This is a genomic window from Paludisphaera mucosa (assembly GCF_029589435.1).
In the GTDB taxonomy this organism is placed as follows: domain Bacteria; phylum Planctomycetota; class Planctomycetia; order Isosphaerales; family Isosphaeraceae; genus Paludisphaera; species Paludisphaera mucosa.
This window is the reverse complement of the sequence record NZ_JARRAG010000001.1, coordinates 95,829-112,250: the sequence shown is the minus strand read 5'-3', so window position 1 is coordinate 112,250 and position 16,422 is coordinate 95,829. Positions and strand designations below refer to the sequence as shown.

Sequence of the window (16,422 nt, the reverse complement as noted above, 5' to 3'; positions counted from 1 at the left end):
CCTCGAAGAGGTCTGAGGAAAAAAACTGGTCGCGGCGGTCTCCGGCCCGTCGTCCCCGACCCGACCCCCGAAAGGATCGCGCCGTCGTCGCCGAGCCCTACCCGCCGCCGGTCCTTGCGGCCGCCCCGACGTCGCTTTTGCATGGGATCCAGGACCTGGACCCCGCGACGTCCCGATGGGGACGATCCCGCACGCCGGCTCCCCTCAAGGGTTCACCGTCCGCCGCGGCTCGACATCCCGGGCCTCGCGGCCCTTCGTCGCCCCCGGCGGATCACTACGCACCTTCTCACTCGCTCGCCGCTCGACCCCCGTCGCGTTGGCACGACGACGAAGGCCCCGCGGTCTTCTTCTCTTCCACGATCGACCGGATTGTCAAAGACGAGGCCGGCGCACCCGCCGTAGGAAACCCTACGCCGGATCCGCCCCGCGAGTTCACACGTTCTTCCGACGATTTCGGCCGACCCTGCCGCTCGTTGGCGACCAGGCCGGCCGTGTCGTAGTGACGACGTTTCGCTCGACAGGTCTAATACTACCAGGGAATCCCCGGGCGTCAACAATCCTTCGCGGTTCTCCCGCGGTTTTTTCGCGGGGGGCGGCTTCCACGCGCTTGCGTCGCGCGGGGGGGCCTTCTACCATAGCGGTCGCTTCTCATAAGTCGTGCTTCATCTATTGAAACGTCGTCGCCCGGGTCGGCGGGGGCGTGGGAGGGGTCGACGTGACGTCCGGGCTCATCGTGTTCGCCGCCGGGGCTCCCCTGATCAAGATGGGGACGCTGGACGTCGCGATCATCGCGATCTACTTCGTCGTCGTGCTGGGCATCGGCTTCTACCTGAAGCGGTACGTCAGCACGGGGGACGACTTCTTCATGGCCGGCCGGAAGATGACGGCCTGGATCGCGGGGCTGAGCTTCATCTCGGCCAACCTCAGCTCGCTGGAGACGATGGGCTGGTCGGCGATGGCCTACCAGTACGGGATGCTGGGCGCGCACGCCTACTGGTTCGGGGCGGTGCCGGCGATCCTCTTCCTGGCCGTCGTCATGATGCCGTTCTATTATATCTGCAACACCCACTCGGTCCCCGGCTACTTGAAGCTGCGGTTCGGCACCGGCACGAGCGCGCTGGCCGGGATCTCGTTCTCGTTCCTGACGGTGCTGGTCAGCGGCGCGAGCATGTTCGCGATGGCTAAGATCCTGAACCTGCTGCTCGGCTGGGACATGAACGTCAGCATCTGGGTCTCGTCGCTGACGGTCGCGGTCTACGTGGCGCTCGGCGGGCTGGTCTCGGCGGTGTTCAACGAGGTGTTGCAGTACTTCCTGATCTGGTTCGGCTCGCTCCTGATCCCGATCCTGGGGCTGATCGACGCCGGCGGCTGGAGCGGGCTGGTGGCGAAGATCGAGCGCAACGTCCCGGTGATCCACCCGTCGGTGGGCAACGCCAACTTCACCAGCCTCTGGCGGAACCTGGGCTCGTTCGACGCCAACCCGATGGGGGTCGACTGGATCGGCATGGTCTTCGGCCTGGCGGTCGGCGTCGGGTTCGGCTACTGGTGCACCGACTTCCTGCAGGTCCAGCGGGTGATCGTCGCCAAGGACCTGCGGGCGGCCCAGAACGGGACGATCATCGGCGCGGCGCTGAAGATGTGCGTCCCCCTGATCGTGACGCTGCCGGGCCTGCTGGGGCTGGCCGTGCTGCTGCACAGCGACGGCACGCCGCTGGTGCTGGTCTCGGAGGCCGACCCGCGGGCGAACATCACGCACCGCACCTATAATGACGTCCTCCCCTTGCTGATGGGGCGATACCTGGGGCCCGGGCTGCTGGGCCTGGGCGTCACGGCAATGATCGCCGGCTTCATGTCGGGCATGGCGGGCAACGCGAGCGCCTTCGCGACGGTCTGGACGTACGACGTCTACCGGACCCTGATCCGGAAGAACGCCAGCGACGCCCACTACCTGTCGATGGGGCGCTGGTGCTCGCTGCTGGGGATCATGATGTCGGTGGGGACGGCGTACTCGCTGTTCTACTTCTCGAACATCCTGGAGTTCCTCCAGGTCTTGATCTTCTTCTTCATCGTGCCGCTGTTCGGGGTGGTGATCCTGGGGATGATGTGGAAGCGGGCGACGCCGACGGGGGCGTTCGTCGGCTTCCTGACGGCCATCCTGTCGTCGATGGCGATGTGGGGCTTCGTCCACACGTTCCCCGACGGCCATCGCCCCCGCCCCACCGCGATCCTCGACCCGGGCGCGGTGGTGCGCGTCGAGAGCGTCGGCGAGGGCGATTCGCAGGTCGTCAACCGGGTGACCGTCGAGAAGGGCGTGGTGCGGACGACCAACGTGCCGATCGAGGTCGGCCAGGAGCCCGCCTGGACGTCGGGCGACAGGACCCTGAGCGCGCCCGGGGCGACCCCCGCGAAGGTCGTCGAGAAGGGCGAGTCGATCCCCGTGCGGCTGATCGCGCCCGACGTGCTGCTGGCCGACACGAACAGGCCCGACAAATTCGGCGCGGAGGGGGCCGAGGTCGTGCTCGGGCCGGGCGTGCGGGTCGTGGCCTCGGACGTGACCCAGACGTTCAACCCGGCCGAGTTCAACCCGGCGCACGCCAAGTACATCGCCCGGTCCGAGAAGGCCAAGCCCATGGCCGTGAACGTCTACACTTCGATGTGGACGCTCTTGATCTGCGTGACGGTCATCACCCTGGTGAGCCTCTTCACGACGCCCAAGCCCGAGGCCGAGCTGCACAACCTGGTTTTGGGCCTGACGAAGCTCCCTGACAACGGGCCCGTCGCCTGGTACCAGGCCCCCAAGTTCTGGGCACTGGTCGTCGCGATCGTCCTCGCGGCTCTCAACATCATCTTCTGGTGAGCCGGGCGGGTCGCCTGATGAGGGCCGGCGAGACCTCGGCCCCGCGGTCGGGAGTGGGAATCGGTCGAATAGAGGCGGCTCGCGGACGAACACCGATGAGGTTTCGCGTTTCGGCTCCGTCGGTCACCGCTCCCCCGCCGCGAGGACGCCCATGGAAATCCTCTTCGTGCTCGTGCCGCTCCTCATCGCCGCGGTCTTCCTGATCATGGTCGTGACGATCGCCTATCAGGCCGTCACGGGGCTCGCCGAGTGGTCGCGCAACAACAGCCTGCCGGTCGAGGAGGCGCACTCACGCCTCGTGTCCAAGCGGACCGAGATGCGCGGGCATTCCCACAACCAGATGCACGGCCGGGTGCGCACCTTTTACTACGCCACCTTCGAACTCAAGGATGGCGATCGTCACGAGTTCGGCCTATCCGGGCGGGAGTACGGCCTGCTGGCGGAGGGCGACCAGGGGACGTTGACGTACCAGGGAACGCGGTATCACGGGTTCCGCAGGGTGGGCGCCAGGGTGGTGGACGCGGATTTCTAACCGGGCTCGCCCGGGTCCACCTCCCTGATTTCGACCTTCGTTTCCGGCATCGCGTCGCCGGGCGTGAATCGGTGCATCTCGGCGTCCTCGTCGCTGATGAAGCCGGGCGTGACGACCGCGCACATCGAGAAGATCGCCAAGGACTGGCGGTTGCACTCGGGGCAGAGCGTGCAGCGGCGGGCTGCGCCCTTCCGCCAGATGCGGGTGATGAACGAGAAGGGCTCGCCGTCCGCCCCGGCGAATGTGGAGACTTTCGTCAGCCTCGGCCTCGGTTCGCTCGCCATGGGGTGCCTCCCAGGACCATCGATGGTGGACTCCAGCCCTTTCCTGCCGGCCGACGCCTCATCGAGCCTCGTGCGCGTGGGGCGATGGCTCGACAGGCGGCCATGAGCGGTGGACCGGGGCGATGGGGCGCGACGCGAGGTGCCGCTCCGTGTCGACGTCGGCCTTCCGTTCATCGTTCGACTCTTGCAGCATCGGCGCCGCATCCGCGGTCGGCGGCGAGGCACTGAGGGCGCATGAACTCGACCGAGCCGGCTCAGCGCCCGAACAAGAGGCGAATCGACCGCGTCACGGATCGAGCGGCGCGGCCCGCCAGGTTCGCACCTCGCCCGAATGGTCGATCGACGCCAGCTCCCTATCGTCCGGGGAGAAGGCCACGGCGTTGACCTGGCCCGGCTGCCCTTCGAGGGTGAGGAGTTCGTATCCCGTCGTCGGATCCCAGAGCTGCACCGCCTTGCCGATCCCGCCGACGGCCAGCGTACGGCCGTCGACGCTGTAGGCGAGGGCCCGCAGCTCCTGGTCGTCGCAGCGCAAGGTTCGAAGGATCGCCCCGGTGGTGGGGTCGATGATGTGGATGTCGCCTTCTCCGCATGCCACGGCCAGGCTCGCCCCGTCCGGGGCGTAAGCGATCGCGAACGGCTGCGACGTCAGGCGCACCTCTCCGGCCTGGCGCCCGGATTCGGCGTCCCAGAATCGGAGGAGTCCGTCGCACGCGCCGGTCGCGATCCGTGACGCGTCGGGCGAGAACGCCAGGGCGTGGATCCGATCGGCGTGCGCGGTGCGGGTCCATCTCACCGTCAGGTCCCTGGCGTTCCAGACCCGGAGCGTCCCCTGGTTGCCGACCGCGGCCAGGAGCGTCCCCGTCTCGTTGAACGCGGCGTTTCGAGCAGCCTCCGCGGGCCACTCGGGCTCGCCGAGGAGTACGCCGCTCGTCGGGTCCCAGATCCTCACGCCCCCGGAGACGGCCAGCCCCGAGGAGAGCAGGCGGCGACCGTCCGGCGAGAACGAGACCGACGTGACGGTCGCCTCGTGGGCCCTCCAGCCTTTCAGGAAGGCCTTCGAACGAGCGTCCCAGATCTTGATGGTCTGGCTCTCGTTCGTGTCGTTGCTGCCCGTCGCGAGGCGGGCGCCGTCGCGGCTGTAGGCCACCGCCCACCCCTCGTCGTCGTGCTTGATCTTCGGGACAGGGGCTCGCCGCCGCAGGGTCGCCTCCCAATCCCAATGCCAGACGTGACGCCCCACGCTGTAGATCAGCCCCGGCCTTCCCACAGTGGGGTCGAGCACCGACCACAGCCGAACCGCCCCTGCCTCGCGAACCGGCGATTCGGCGAGAAGCGCGCCATGGGCCGCGGATCTCAGTTCGATCTTGCTGGGTTCCATGTAGACCTCGCGATCGGCCAGGAACTCCTTCCCGTCCGCCGTGAACGCCAGGCGGAGATCAAACACCGGTCCCGGATGAGCAGGCGGAGGATGAACTTCGACGTCGGCGTTTCGCGAAGGGTCGATGAGACGCAATCGCCGATTCTGGTCGGAGATCAAAATCGCCTTGCCATTTGGTTGCAAGGCCATCTGCGTGACGGCGACTCCCGGCATGACCATGCGAAAATCCAGCACTCCGGTGGCGACGTCCCAGGCGTAGACGTGATGAGCATCCAGGTCGGCGACGGCCAATCGACGTCCATCGGCCGAGAATCGTGCGTGATATCTTTCTGGATTGCGCGGCGATTGATCAAGGACCTTGCGAATCGAAAGGGCCTTCGTGTCGTAAATCGCAAGACCATGCACAGGATCGCGATCGACGTACATCGAGCCGTCCGGCGAGATTCCGAAGTAGTGGAACGCCACCCCCTTGCTATGCCGACTCCCGACGAGCATGGGGGCGACGCCCCCATCCAGGCCGATCCGCCAGATCGACAGATCATCCTCGTCGCTCCCCGGTCGAACGTATCGTCGACTCTTCAAGGCGATGATCCGCCCCTGATCCGCGAGCATGAGATGGTCGACCGGGCCAGGATCGATCTTCGGAAGAAGGTCGCGCATCGAGCCGTCGAGAACATCCCAGACCTGGGCCTTCACGGCACTGGTGGAGCCGTTCGAGTCGGCTTCGGCGAAAGTCGCGATCAAGAACCGGCCGTCGGGTGAGATCGCGACCTTGTCGCCGCGTCCCTTCTCCAGGCGGCGTCGGTATCGCACGAGCTCGCCTCGCTCGGCGTCGAACAGCCCGAGATTCCCCTCGTAGTCGATGAGCCCCAGCCAACGACCGTCGCGGCTCAACGGCGAGTCGCTCGGCGTGACGAAGGAGTCCATCTCCCCGAGCAGGCGGGCTTCCTCGCGGCTCGTGCTCCAGAGGAGGCGCCAGGCGAACTCGCGGAGGTCCGGCTGCCCTTCGGCGGGGCGGAGGTCCCTCAAGAGCCGCTGCGCGCGACCGAGTTCCCCCTCTCGGAGAGGCCGTTGGACCGACTGGAGCCGGAGGCCGTAGTTCAGGCGATTGGCGAGATCGCGCTCTCTTGTGACGATCCCGTTCAGGTGCGTCAACCAGAGGCTCCAGCCGACGCCGGCGCACAGCACGAGTGCGCACGTCAAGGACGCGATCGCGAGGCCGAAGGCCAGCTTCGGGCGACGTCGGATCCAGCGGGCCGCCCGACGCCTGAAGGGTGCGGGCCTCGCACGGATCTTTCGCCCGGAAAAGCATCTCCTCAGGTCGTCGGACAGCTCGACCGCCGAGCCGTACCGATGGCGAGGATTCTTCTCCAGGCACTTCAGGACGATGACGTCCAGCTCGGGCGGCAGGCCCGCCCTCTGCACGCTGGGCGGGATCGGATCATCCCGAATCACGGCCCGTATGATCTTGGCCCTGGTCGCACCCTGGAATGGCGGGCGGCCCGTCAGCAATTTGTAGAGGAGCGCCCCGAGGCCGTGAATGTCGGTCCTGGGTCCGATCGCCGATCGGTTCCCCTGCGCTTGCTCGGGCGCCATGTAAGGAGGAGTTCCGAGGACCTCGCCCGTGACGCTCAGGAGCATGTGCGACGCGTCCGGGTCGCCGTGCTCATCCGATTCCCCGAGCTTCGCCAGCCCGAAGTCGGCGAGCAACGGCGATAGGCTTTCCAGCTCCTCCACATGCCAGCCGTCGGGGAGCAGGATGTTGGAAGGCTTGATGTCCCGATGGATGACCTCGCGCCCATGGGAATGGGCGACGGCGTCGGCCAGGATCGCGACGAATTCCGCCGCAGCCCGCGGCGCCACGAGGTCGGAACGCCAACGCAGCCACTTCTCGAGGTTCGGCCCGTCGCAGAAATCGCTGGCGATGTACAGGTACCGCCCGTCCTCCCCCGACTCCCGGAAACGCACGATGTTCGGGTGGTCGAGCGACTTCGCCGCGCTGGCCTCGCGCCGGAACCGTTCTCGGAGGGGGGCGTCGATCATGACGCCCGGGGCCGCGACCTTGACCGCGACGTGCTCGCCCGTCCTGGGGTCGAACCCCCGGAAGACGATCCCCATCCCGCCGCTGCCGACCTGGACGAGGTTCTCGAAGGGGCCGACCTGGGCGATGCGGTGCGCCTTCTCGTTGCCCAGGCTCGGCCAGGCCCCGTCCAGCTCGGCGACGATCTTCCGGAAATCGTCGAGCGTCTGCGGGCCGTACACCTCGGAGAACAGCTCGGCCTCCGACTCCGTCGAGTCCGGGAACGCCTCGGAAGGCGCCGGACCTCGATGAGGCTCCTCGGGCGAAGTCGAGTCAGACGGGGTCATGGGCGGGCCCCAGTATCAGGCGAAGCTGGTTCACCGCCCGCATGTGCCGCTTCCGGGCCGCGTCGGGCGACGGCAGGCCCAGGCGGCCGGCGATCGCCGCGAACTCCCACCGCTCCTCGTGACGAAGCCGCAGAAGCTCCTGATCACGGGGATCCAGCCACAGCAGCGCCTTCGCCAGGGCGTCCGCCCGCTCGCTTCGAACCGCCGCCTTGCTCGGCGCCGTCCCCGAGTCCGCCTGGTCGTGGATTTGCGGGTGATCCGGCGACGCCGCGATCGCGGAAGGTTTTCTCCTTAGGCGCGACAACTGGGTCCGCAGCAAGCGGAGCAGCCAGGCCTTCCACTCCGCCTCGGTCCGCCCCCGAAAGCTCTCCGCCCATCGCTTCGCCTCGATGAGCGTGTTCTGGACCACGTCCGAAGCGTCGTTCGCCGAGTTCAGAACCGACTGGCCGGCGCATAAGGCCGCCCGCTTCAGAAAGGGCCTCTGCCCTTCAAGAGCATCCCAATCGTCGAAGGGCCGGCCAGAGCGGGCATCCCCGCCCCCTCGGCCGTCGCCCTGCGTATCGGCGCCCATCGCACCTCCAAGACCCGCCATCGGGTGGTATTCCGGAGAGTTGAGAATATCGAGGGATGCCGCAGGTTTCATTCCCTTTTCAGGTTCACGAATTTTCACGGCGGAATTCGATCCGAATTTCGCGTCCGGTGGGGCGAGGCTCGCGGCTCTTCGTCCATAGCACAGCGCTTGATCCATGCGGGCCATCCGCATGCGATCTTCACTGGACGCCCTCGCGGTCGCTTCGGCTCGCACTCTCCGGCGAGCATTACCGAGTCTTTACCGGAGTTGCCCACTTGAATACGCAACGCTCGAACTCGATCCTGATCGTCGCGGCCGTCGCCGCCGCCCTCCTCGCCACGCCGCGAGGCGCCCGTGCCGAATTCGTGGTCCGCGACGTCCAATCCACGGGCCCGATTCGGAGCCTCGCGGACGCCGACGCCCTGCTGGCGGGGAGCGGCGTGGCACGCCAGACGACGGCGACGGCGGCCGTAATCAACTATACCGACGAGTCTCCTATCGGCCGTTTCGGGGACGACGCCGGCTTCCCCGACAGCTTGGCGATCGGGTCGAGCCGCGACGATTTCGCGATCCACGCCACGGCGACGATCTTCATCGATTCGGCCGGGACCTACACGTTCGGCACGAACTCCGACGACGGCGTGCGCCTGCGAATCGACGCGGGCGGCGGCCTTCAGAACGTGATCGACGATTCGGGAATCCACGGCGCCACCGACAACTTCGGCGTCGTCACCTTCGCCTCCGCCGGGGCCTACACCCTGGATCTCGTCTTCTTCGAGGGTTATGGCGAAGCGTCGGTGGAGTTGTTCGCGGCGAAGGGAAGCTACGGCTCCTGGGGCGACACGTCATCCTGGCGGCTCGTCGGCGACGCGGCCGGCGGCGGGATCTCGACCGTCGGCCCGACCGCCATCCCCGAACCGTCGTCGATCATGATGGCCGGCCTCGGCTTCGTCGGGTTGCTAAGCGGCGTGAAGCATTCCCATCGCAGGAAGCAGATGTGAATCGATTGATGTGAAGCCTGGTTCAGGTCCCGGAGGTCCGAAATCCATGCGGCCCGGGGCCGTCCCTCGTTCAGAGGCTGATCGTCGCGTCGAGGGGCATCCCCGCCCCGAAACTGGCCTGTCGCCGAAATCCAATCCGGAGTATTTAGGGGCGGCCTATCGCGTGACGGGCATGGACGCCGAGCGTCGAGTTCTTCGCCTCGGAACGTCCATGCCGACGATCTTGACCCGACCGAAGTCCCTTCCTGGTTGAGCCTGCATCCTCGCCGTCGCCGCCCCGCATGCCAGGTCGTCGAGCATTCCGGAGAGCGGCCGATGAAGAGGCAAGTACGAGCGCGGCGCGCACGCCCAATGGGCCAGGTCGAGCACCTTGAGACCCGCGCCCTGATGACGATCGCCGCGGCGACGCCGCTGCCGGACGTGACCGTCGCCGCCGGCGCGGCCGCGGTCCCGGTCGACCTGGGCAGCCACTTCAACGACCCGACCGCGACGGACAATTTCGCGATCTTCGACACGTCGCTCGGCACGATCCCGGTCCTGATGACCCCCTCGACGACGCCGAAGACCGTGGCGAACTTCGAGAGTTACATCAACAAGGGCGCCTACTCCAATTCGATCGTCCACCGCTCGGTCCCCGGCTTCGTCTGGCAGGCGGGCGGCTTTCAGCTCACGACCAAGCCCGACGTCGCGACCACGGCGACGGACGCCCCGGTCCAGAACGAGTTCGGCGCGTCGAACGTCCGCGGCACGATCGCGATGGCCAAGCTCGGCAGCGACCCGAACAGCGCGACGAGCCAGTTCTTCTTCAACGAGTCGGACGCTAACGCCGCCAACCTCGACAAGCAGAACGGCGGCTTCACCGTCTTCGGCCGCGTGGTGGGGCAGTCGGGCCTGGCCGTGATGGACGCGATCGCGGCGGCGCCCGTGCCGTCGCCCGGCCCCATGGCCTCGCCGCTGGATTCGGCCCCCCTGCTGAACTACAAGGCCGGGACGACCGTCCAGCCTTCCAACCTGGTCCTGATCAAGAGCGTGACGACGGCCGACGAGGGCTTCTCCGCCGTCAGCGACGCCCCCGCGGTGGCCTCGGCCTCGCTCCAGGGGAACAAACTGGTCGTGACCCCGCTCGCGGCGGGGACCGCGAAGATCACCGTCGTGGGCTACGGCTCGGACGGCAGCGCCGCGACCGAGACCTTCCGCGTCACCGTCTCGCCGGGGACGCAGCCGTCGACGACGCCCATCGCCGTGAAGCCCCAAGCCGTCGCGCCCGTGCCGGGCCTGAGCGTGACGGCCCGAGGCGCCCTGCCCGCGACGGCGATCGCCGGCCAGAAAGCCCGGATCCAGCAGACGGTCGGCCTGACCGCGTCCTCGGGCGCCGTCTCCCAACGTCTTCAGGCCGAGTTGGTCCTCTCGTCGACGACGTCCGGCGCGTCGAGCGATTCGACGATCGCGAGCAAGGCGGCCAACGTCCGGTTCAAGGCGGGCGTCCCGGCCCGCATGAACCTCTCCGCGGGCCGACTCGACTCGGCCCTGACCGCCGGCACTTATCGCGTGCTCGTCTCGGTGACCGATCCCAACGGCGCGAAGACCACGATCGACACGGGCAAGACCCTGACCGTCCAGCCGCCGCAAGCGAAACCCATCCGTAGGTAACGCTCCGAGGAGGATTACCGCGCGTCTCCAGTCGGAGCACCGAGATGCTCCGCTCTTGCTTGCTTCTGGACACACGTCCACCGGCGCGGTAGCCTCCTCGCGGAGGTGGTCGCATGGAGACGATCTGGGAGGGCCGGCTGGTCGGCGCGTTCCACGGCTACAAGGGAGGCCGGGTTTTCGAGCTTTCCGACGGCTCGAAATGGGAGCAGCAGGACGGCACTGACGAGCCCGTCTATCGCCATTCGCCAACGGCCCGGCTGGCGAGGTTCCCCGCCTCGCCCGCCGTGTACCTGGACGTGGAAGGGACGTCGGCCATGGTGCGCGTCGTCAAACCGGGCGGTCGGTTCCGGACGAATGCGGGAGCGGTATGAATCGAAGAAGCTCGCCCGCGAGGTTCCGGCGGATCTGACGATCCGGCCGTTTCCGCAAGCGGGCGAGCCTCGTGGGGCCGCCGGCCGAGTGGCCGTCGCTCACCCGGCGGCGTTCGCTTCGTACGTGGCGATGTAGTCCAGCACCTTGTCCGACCAGCCGTCGATGTGGACCCAGGAGCCGTAACCGACGCCGTTCTTGTGGCTGGCCACGTTGATCAGGTAGCCCTTGAGCTGGGGCGCCGGGTCGTGGCTCTGCTCGTCGGTGATCACGATCAGCCGATCGCGCTTCGGCAAGGCCTGGAGCGCCCGGCCGAGCGCCGTGCCGCCGTGAGGCTGCGAGCCCACGATGGCGTCGCGTAGGGCGAAGCCGCGGCGGGCGGGCGCCTCGACCAGGTCGGTGGAGAATGTGAACACCCGCAGGCTCTCGAACATCTCGCGCCCGATCATCGCCAGCGAGCAGGCGACGTCCAACCGCCGCATCTCCGACTTCCCGGAGAGCGGCTGGTCCATCGAGCCCGAGACGTCGACCAGGATGATCGTCTCCTCCTTCAGCGTCCCGCGCCCGGCGAAGCACTCGAAGTACTTCGCCTCCAGCTCGGGCTCGAACTTCGAGTTGTGGCGGGCCGCGGCGATGAAGTTGATCGGCAGCAGCCGGCCGACTTTCAGCTCGCGGAGGCCCTGGCGGATCGACTCGGCGTCGACGCCGGCCTGCGTCATGTTGCGGAGGTTGCGGAGCATGGCCAGGCCGCCGAGCTTGCCCTCGGCCAGCAGCCGCTGCCACGAGGCCTTCTTGTCGCCGCCTTTCGACAGCTCGACTTCCCAGGTATCCGGCGTCGCCAGCTCGCCCTTCACGAGGCGCTTCCACAGGGTCGCCTGCGCCTCGTCCTTCGGCTTCGGCCGGGTGATCCGGATGGCGTCGCGCAGCGTGACGGCCTTCCGACCGCCGTTGTACTTGGCCAGCTGGTACTCGTCGAACTTGCGGAAAGACTCGCCGACGTGACGCTTCACCTGCTTGGCCAGCGGCTCGTCCTTCTCGTCCTTCCAGTAGATCGCCAGGAACTCGGTGATGTCGTCGGGGCGCACGATGACGCGCGGGAGGACGTCCTTCGCGACGGCGCGGCCCTCCTTCGTCCGCATCAGCTCGCGGGCGAGCAGCAGCGGGACTTGGCGGAGCCGCATGTCCTCCTTGGCCCGGATCGCCACCCGGGCGACGTCCTCGGCCGGGACCTGCTTCACCAGGTCGGCGATCCGCCGGCCGATGGCCTGGCCGCCCTCGTAGAACTCGGCTTCCCAGAGCAGGCACGACATGACCGAGCGTTCGAGCTGGGCCAGCGCGTCGATCCGGGAGGCCGGGGCCCCTTCGTGGGTGAAGATCTTCAGGATTCGGTTCAGCGTAGCCATATCAAGACCCATCGATCAAAGCGGGCGGGGAAGCGACGGAAAGGGACGTGACTGAGCTACTGGACCTTGCGGCCCGGTGGGGGTCGAACCCACGACCTCCGGCGAACCGGCGCTCTAACTTAAGGATCCCTGTCCTGCACCACCGCCCTGTTGCGGGAGCCGTGCGGGGAAGAAGCGACCAAGGTCGGGCTTAGTGGAAAATAAGTAACCCTGATCCACACCACCGCACGAGGATTCGAAAAGGAGGGGGAAGAGACGATGAAGGAACGTGCGCGCTCTGCCGACTGAGCTACAGCCCCGAAAGGCTGGCCGGACTCGAACCGGCGACCTCGACCGATTAAAGGTAAGTAGCCCTCACCTGCACCACCCTCCGCATCTCCAGAGCGGCGATGGCCGCCGAAGGTTCGCCGATCGGATGCGGATCCCGCGACGGATGGCTCGTTCGCTTACAAGGTCGTTTTCCGTTGTTCGTCCGGTCGGGGGATGCGCTTCCAGGCTGAATCGGCCCGGACTTTGCTTCGTCGATGTGACGGCACCCTGGCCTTGAAGTCCTCGGTCACCATCCGTCGAATGGAGCTGTCTCGATGCTTGCGAAGAACTGGATGATGGGCGCGATCGCGGCGTCGGTGCTGGTCCTGGCGTCGCTCTCAGGATGCGGCAAGGGGGAGATGAACCCGAACGCGGCGCCCAACGTCGCCGCGCCGGGACACAGCGAGTCCGACGGCGGCAGCGGCAACACGCCGGCTTCGACCTCGACGACGACCGGTCCGGGCACCACGGCTCCGGGCGCTCCCACCGGGACGGACGGGTCCTCCGGCGCGGGACCGAATCCTCGGTAAAGGGTCGGACCATGGCGAAGCAGACCGACGTGTCGATCGGCAAGTTCGACATCCTGGCGACCTACGCCTACGCCAAGGCCCTCCACGACGGGGCGAGCCAGCCCGAGGCCAAGGAGCGAGGGATGGTCGCCGCCGTCATGGGAGCCCGGGCGAAGCTCGGTGGCTCGGGCGGCGCGCATGAACGCGACAAGAAGGCCGCCGAGACGAAGCAGAAATCGACGATCACCGCCGCGTCGTTCGACAAGCGGGTCGCCGACAAGATGGGGCCGTTCTTCGACGAGACGTTCCTCCCCGCCATGAAGAAGCTCGTCGCGACGGGGATGTCCTACGACGAGGTCAAAAGCCTCGTCAAGATCCCCAGGATCTGGGGCGCGAAGATCAGCGGCGCGAAGTTCCGGGAGCGGACGGCGACGCCGAGGTCGTGACGCCCGACTCCGAGTCGGCGTGAGAAAGATGGGCCTCACTGCGGCGCGCAGGCCGGCGGATTCGACGACGCTCGTCGACTCCGAAGAAATTCGCAGGCTGGCGCGCGTCGGAATCGCGTTTCCGATTGGCATGACGGAGCGTTCGTCGACGACGATCGTCCTTCATCTCCGCCCGACGCCTGGGCCTCGGTGATCGACCAGACCGAATCCGTGTCGCGCAGCTCTCGGCCGGCGTCGTCCGCCCGTAAGGGTGGCGGGCGGACTCCCGTTGCGAGATCGGCACGCGCGGTCCAGGAGCCGCCCGGGGGATCGGAGGCGCGCGACGACGCTCCGCCCACTTCCACCCTGACACAATCCACTCGTGAGGGACGACGCCTCGTCCCGGTTCCCATCAACGGGTCGAGGCCGCTGGAACAACCGCTCAACGCGTGCGCCCGGGTCGTCACACCCGGGAGGCGTCGCGGCGCGCCCACCCGTCCCCCCGAGGGACCACGGAACGGGGACCCGTACGGCCTGTTTCCAGTCCAGGAGGACACCATGAAAGCGACACCAAGTTGGCTGCGGCGATGCGCCCGACGTTGGCTGAAGGAACGCTGGACCCGGGGCCGGCGGGCGATCAAGCCATCGGGTCTGGAGGGGCTGGAACAACGCGACCTCCCCGGCGGCGGCCTGATCGCGATGAGCATCATGCCGAACCGAGTCTCCATCGCCGAGCCTCAAGCGCATCCAGCCGCCTCGAACTCGTCGTCGACCGTGCCGGTGCGGACCGCCGCGACGACCGCCACCCCGCGGGCGACGACGATCTTTCGAACGACGCCGTCTCGACCGCGCGTCGATCCGTCGCCGTCGATCCCGGTGCGACTCGGATCGGCGCCGGCCCGTGCGTGGCAGGGCGGTATGACGACGCCGTCGTCGTTGCGCCGCAATTCGGCCACCTCGCAGCCGACTGCTTATCGCCCCACCAACGAGGTGGACAACAACCTCGCTCGACCGGCGCAGGGGAGGCGAGCGACGCCGTCCGCACCATGCCGGCCCACACGCGCGAGGCGGTCGCGACCCCCTCGAAACGCCGCGCCGATCTGCTCGCCGACCTCGAGGCCGTCGTCCTGCGATGCCTGGCGAAAGTTCCGACGGGCCGATTCCCCGACGCGCTCGGCCTGAAGGCGGCGCTCCAGTCCTGCCGATCGGCCGGCGAGTAGGACGCCGAGCAAGCGGCCGACTGGTGGCGGTGGTTCGCCCCGAAGCCGGCGCCCGACTCGACCACGCCCCGACTCCCCCCGACGAGCCGAGAATCGTCGTGTTCCGGGAAAGCCCCGGACGCTCGGGCCGCGTCCGTCGCCAGAAATGTTACGTACACATGGTAAAACACAGCGAGATTCGCCATGGCCCCGTCAGGCGACGACTTCTCGATGCACCTGGGGTGGGCTTGCCTCTCGATGCACCGCCGTGCGACCGCCGACTTCGCGCGGTACGGGCTGACGGCGGATCGGTGCGTCGTGCTCACGGCGCCGGCCCACGCGGGGACGGCGACGCAGCAGGACCTCGCGCGCCGGTGTCATTCCGACCCGAACACGGTGCGGGCGATCCTCGTGAGGTTCGAAGGCCATGGCTCCGTCTCCCGCGCGTCCCACTCCACCGGCGGAGGGCCTGCGCCGTGACCCTCGGCGAGCGCGGGGCCGCCGCCCAACGCGAGCTGGAGGCGTTCAACGACGGCTTTCAGAAGGAACTCGAATCCCTCTTCAGCCCGGCCGAGCTGGAGACGTTCCTCGGCCACATCGGGCGCGTCGCTGACGTAGACCCTGCACGGGTTCGTCGCCTTCGTCAACGACCTGCACAAGGGACGCGACTCCGGCCCGGCCTGGTCGCTGGTCCTCGACGCCTCGGCCTCGTCCTGCTCTTCTCCATCAAGCGCAGGCGGATCCACGGGCTGCTGCGGACGCCGTGATGTTCCTCATGCCGTGAGTGTCCGAGGCCGATTCGACGCGAACGACGCCGACCATCCCACCCGAAGCTCGACCCCTTGAACCCGGAGGATTCCGTCCCATGTTCGACATCATCTCCCGCCCGAGCCGCCGAGGGTTCCTCGACGCGTTGGCCCTCGGCGCCGCCGGCTACTCGGCCCGAGGCACCTTCGCAGACGAGCCGGAACGCACCCCGCGCGTCCAGGAGGGGCCGTTCTACCCGACGAAGCTCCCGCTCGACACCGACAACGACCTGCTCGGCATCAACGACGCCATCACCCCCGCCGTCGGCGAGATCACGCATCTGACCGGCAAGATCCTCGACTCCCGGGGGGAGCCGATCCGCAACGCCGTGGTCGAGATCTGGCAGTGCGACCGCGACGGCGCGTACCTCAAGCCCCACCTGGAAAAAGGGGACAAGTTCGACGCCAACTTGCAGGGATTCGGCCGCTTCCTCACCGGCTCGACCGGCGAATACTACTTCCGGACCATCAAGCCGGTCCCCTACACAGGGCGGCCGGCCGCCCACATCCACTTCAAGATCTGGAAGGAGAACAAGCTCCAGCCGACGACCGAGTGCTTCGTCAAGGGGCACCCCGGCAACGAGCGCGACGGGCTGTTTCGGCGGGTCACGGCCGCGAAGGGGGGCGACAAGCTGCCGGTGGAATTCGCGCCCATCGCGGGCTCGAAGATCGGCGAGTTGGCCGCGCGGTTCGACGTCGTGCTCGGCTACACGCCGACGGCTTGAGCCGCACGATGGGCGACGCCGGCCCGGCCGGGTCTTG

General features: G+C 67.8%; 15 protein-coding genes. 11 read left to right on the top strand and 4 right to left on the bottom strand.

Going from position 1 to position 16,422, the window contains the following annotated elements:
• Positions 1 to 715: 715 nt before the first annotated feature.
• Both PZE19_RS00490 and PZE19_RS00485 read left to right on the top strand, forming a co-directional pair.
• A complete protein-coding gene (locus PZE19_RS00490; RefSeq protein ID WP_277858618.1) occupies positions 716 to 2,857 on the top strand; it encodes a sodium:solute symporter family transporter in 2,142 nt (713 codons plus the stop codon).
• 151 nt (positions 2,858 to 3,008) lie between these two features.
• Positions 3,009 to 3,389, top strand: a complete 381-nt coding sequence (locus PZE19_RS00485; protein ID WP_277858617.1) for a DUF2500 domain-containing protein — start codon at positions 3,009 to 3,011, stop codon at positions 3,387 to 3,389.
• On the opposite strand, the gene PZE19_RS00480 is transcribed toward PZE19_RS00485, so the two are convergent.
• The 3 genes from PZE19_RS00480 to PZE19_RS00470 all read right to left on the bottom strand — a co-directional run bounded on the left by PZE19_RS00480 (position 3,386) and on the right by PZE19_RS00470 (position 8,166).
• Positions 3,386 to 3,673, bottom strand: coding sequence for a hypothetical protein (locus PZE19_RS00480; RefSeq protein WP_277858616.1), 288 nt, complete (start codon positions 3,671 to 3,673; stop codon positions 3,386 to 3,388). The genes PZE19_RS00485 and PZE19_RS00480 overlap by 4 nt on opposite strands.
• A 286-nt stretch (positions 3,674 to 3,959) precedes the next feature.
• Complete coding sequence (locus tag PZE19_RS00475; protein ID WP_277858615.1) at positions 3,960 to 7,418, bottom strand: serine/threonine-protein kinase; 3,459 nt, start codon at positions 7,416 to 7,418, stop codon at positions 3,960 to 3,962.
• Positions 7,405 to 8,166: a sigma-70 family RNA polymerase sigma factor gene (locus PZE19_RS00470; RefSeq protein ID WP_277858614.1), complete on the bottom strand. Its 762-nt coding sequence runs from the start codon at positions 8,164 to 8,166 to the stop codon at positions 7,405 to 7,407. Before PZE19_RS00470 ends, PZE19_RS00475 begins: the two co-directional genes overlap by 14 nt.
• Before the next feature lie 98 nt (positions 8,167 to 8,264).
• On the opposite strand from PZE19_RS00470, the gene PZE19_RS00465 reads away from it, so the two are divergent.
• The 3 genes from PZE19_RS00465 to PZE19_RS00455 all read left to right on the top strand — a co-directional run bounded on the left by PZE19_RS00465 (position 8,265) and on the right by PZE19_RS00455 (position 11,011).
• The gene (locus PZE19_RS00465) at positions 8,265 to 8,990 is read left to right on the top strand and encodes a PA14 domain-containing protein (protein ID WP_277858613.1); all 726 of its coding nucleotides are present in this window, start codon (positions 8,265 to 8,267) and stop codon (positions 8,988 to 8,990) included.
• Between the two features lie 351 nt (positions 8,991 to 9,341).
• Positions 9,342 to 10,640: a peptidylprolyl isomerase gene (locus PZE19_RS00460; protein WP_277858612.1), complete on the top strand. Its 1,299-nt coding sequence runs from the start codon at positions 9,342 to 9,344 to the stop codon at positions 10,638 to 10,640.
• 113 nt (positions 10,641 to 10,753) lie between these two features.
• Positions 10,754 to 11,011, top strand: coding sequence for a hypothetical protein (locus tag PZE19_RS00455; RefSeq protein WP_277858611.1), 258 nt, complete (start codon positions 10,754 to 10,756; stop codon positions 11,009 to 11,011).
• Positions 11,012 to 11,110: 99 nt separating this feature from the next.
• Here the strand turns inward: PZE19_RS00455 and PZE19_RS00450 are convergent, their stop codons facing one another.
• Positions 11,111 to 12,412, bottom strand: coding sequence for a TROVE domain-containing protein (locus tag PZE19_RS00450; protein WP_277858610.1), 1,302 nt, complete (start codon positions 12,410 to 12,412; stop codon positions 11,111 to 11,113).
• Positions 12,413 to 12,996: 584 nt separating this feature from the next.
• Here PZE19_RS00450 and PZE19_RS00445 point away from each other — a divergent pair.
• From PZE19_RS00445 to PZE19_RS00420, 6 genes are all read left to right on the top strand, one after another.
• The gene (locus PZE19_RS00445; protein ID WP_277858609.1) at positions 12,997 to 13,251 is read left to right on the top strand and encodes a hypothetical protein; all 255 of its coding nucleotides are present in this window, start codon (positions 12,997 to 12,999) and stop codon (positions 13,249 to 13,251) included.
• An 11-nt stretch (positions 13,252 to 13,262) separates the two neighbouring features.
• Complete coding sequence (locus PZE19_RS00440; protein ID WP_277858608.1) at positions 13,263 to 13,676, top strand: hypothetical protein; 414 nt, start codon at positions 13,263 to 13,265, stop codon at positions 13,674 to 13,676.
• Between the two features lie 1,025 nt (positions 13,677 to 14,701).
• Positions 14,702 to 14,875 (top strand): hypothetical protein, encoded by a 174-nt coding sequence (locus tag PZE19_RS00435; RefSeq protein WP_277858607.1) that lies wholly within the window; start codon positions 14,702 to 14,704, stop codon positions 14,873 to 14,875.
• Positions 14,876 to 15,058: 183 nt separating this feature from the next.
• Complete coding sequence (locus PZE19_RS00430) at positions 15,059 to 15,334, top strand: helix-turn-helix domain-containing protein (protein WP_277858606.1); 276 nt, start codon at positions 15,059 to 15,061, stop codon at positions 15,332 to 15,334.
• Positions 15,335 to 15,475: 141 nt separating this feature from the next.
• Positions 15,476 to 15,700, top strand: coding sequence for a PepSY-associated TM helix domain-containing protein (locus PZE19_RS32830; RefSeq protein WP_368411268.1), 225 nt, complete (start codon positions 15,476 to 15,478; stop codon positions 15,698 to 15,700).
• Positions 15,701 to 15,719: 19 nt separating this feature from the next.
• The gene (locus tag PZE19_RS00420) at positions 15,720 to 16,385 is read left to right on the top strand and encodes a dioxygenase family protein (RefSeq protein WP_277858604.1); all 666 of its coding nucleotides are present in this window, start codon (positions 15,720 to 15,722) and stop codon (positions 16,383 to 16,385) included.
• The last annotated feature ends 37 nt before the right edge of the window (positions 16,386 to 16,422 follow it).

Coding starts and splice junctions, on each gene's coding strand:
- PZE19_RS00485 (WP_277858617.1), top strand. CDS start 3,009: ATGGAAATCCTCTTCGTGCTCGTGCCGCTCCTCATCGCCGCGGTCTTC.
- PZE19_RS00480 (WP_277858616.1), bottom strand. CDS start 3,673: ATGGCGAGCGAACCGAGGCCGAGGCTGACGAAAGTCTCCACATTCGCC.
- PZE19_RS00475 (WP_277858615.1), bottom strand. CDS start 7,418: ATGACCCCGTCTGACTCGACTTCGCCCGAGGAGCCTCATCGAGGTCCG.
- PZE19_RS00470 (WP_277858614.1), bottom strand. CDS start 8,166: ATGGATCAAGCGCTGTGCTATGGACGAAGAGCCGCGAGCCTCGCCCCA.
- PZE19_RS00460 (WP_277858612.1), top strand. CDS start 9,342: ATGGGCCAGGTCGAGCACCTTGAGACCCGCGCCCTGATGACGATCGCC.
- PZE19_RS00455 (WP_277858611.1), top strand. CDS start 10,754: ATGGAGACGATCTGGGAGGGCCGGCTGGTCGGCGCGTTCCACGGCTAC.
- PZE19_RS00450 (WP_277858610.1), bottom strand. CDS start 12,412: ATGGCTACGCTGAACCGAATCCTGAAGATCTTCACCCACGAAGGGGCC.
- PZE19_RS00445 (WP_277858609.1), top strand. CDS start 12,997: ATGCTTGCGAAGAACTGGATGATGGGCGCGATCGCGGCGTCGGTGCTG.
- PZE19_RS00440 (WP_277858608.1), top strand. CDS start 13,263: ATGGCGAAGCAGACCGACGTGTCGATCGGCAAGTTCGACATCCTGGCG.
- PZE19_RS00435 (WP_277858607.1), top strand. CDS start 14,702: ATGCCGGCCCACACGCGCGAGGCGGTCGCGACCCCCTCGAAACGCCGC.
- PZE19_RS00430 (WP_277858606.1), top strand. CDS start 15,059: ATGGCCCCGTCAGGCGACGACTTCTCGATGCACCTGGGGTGGGCTTGC.
- PZE19_RS00420 (WP_277858604.1), top strand. CDS start 15,720: ATGTTCGACATCATCTCCCGCCCGAGCCGCCGAGGGTTCCTCGACGCG.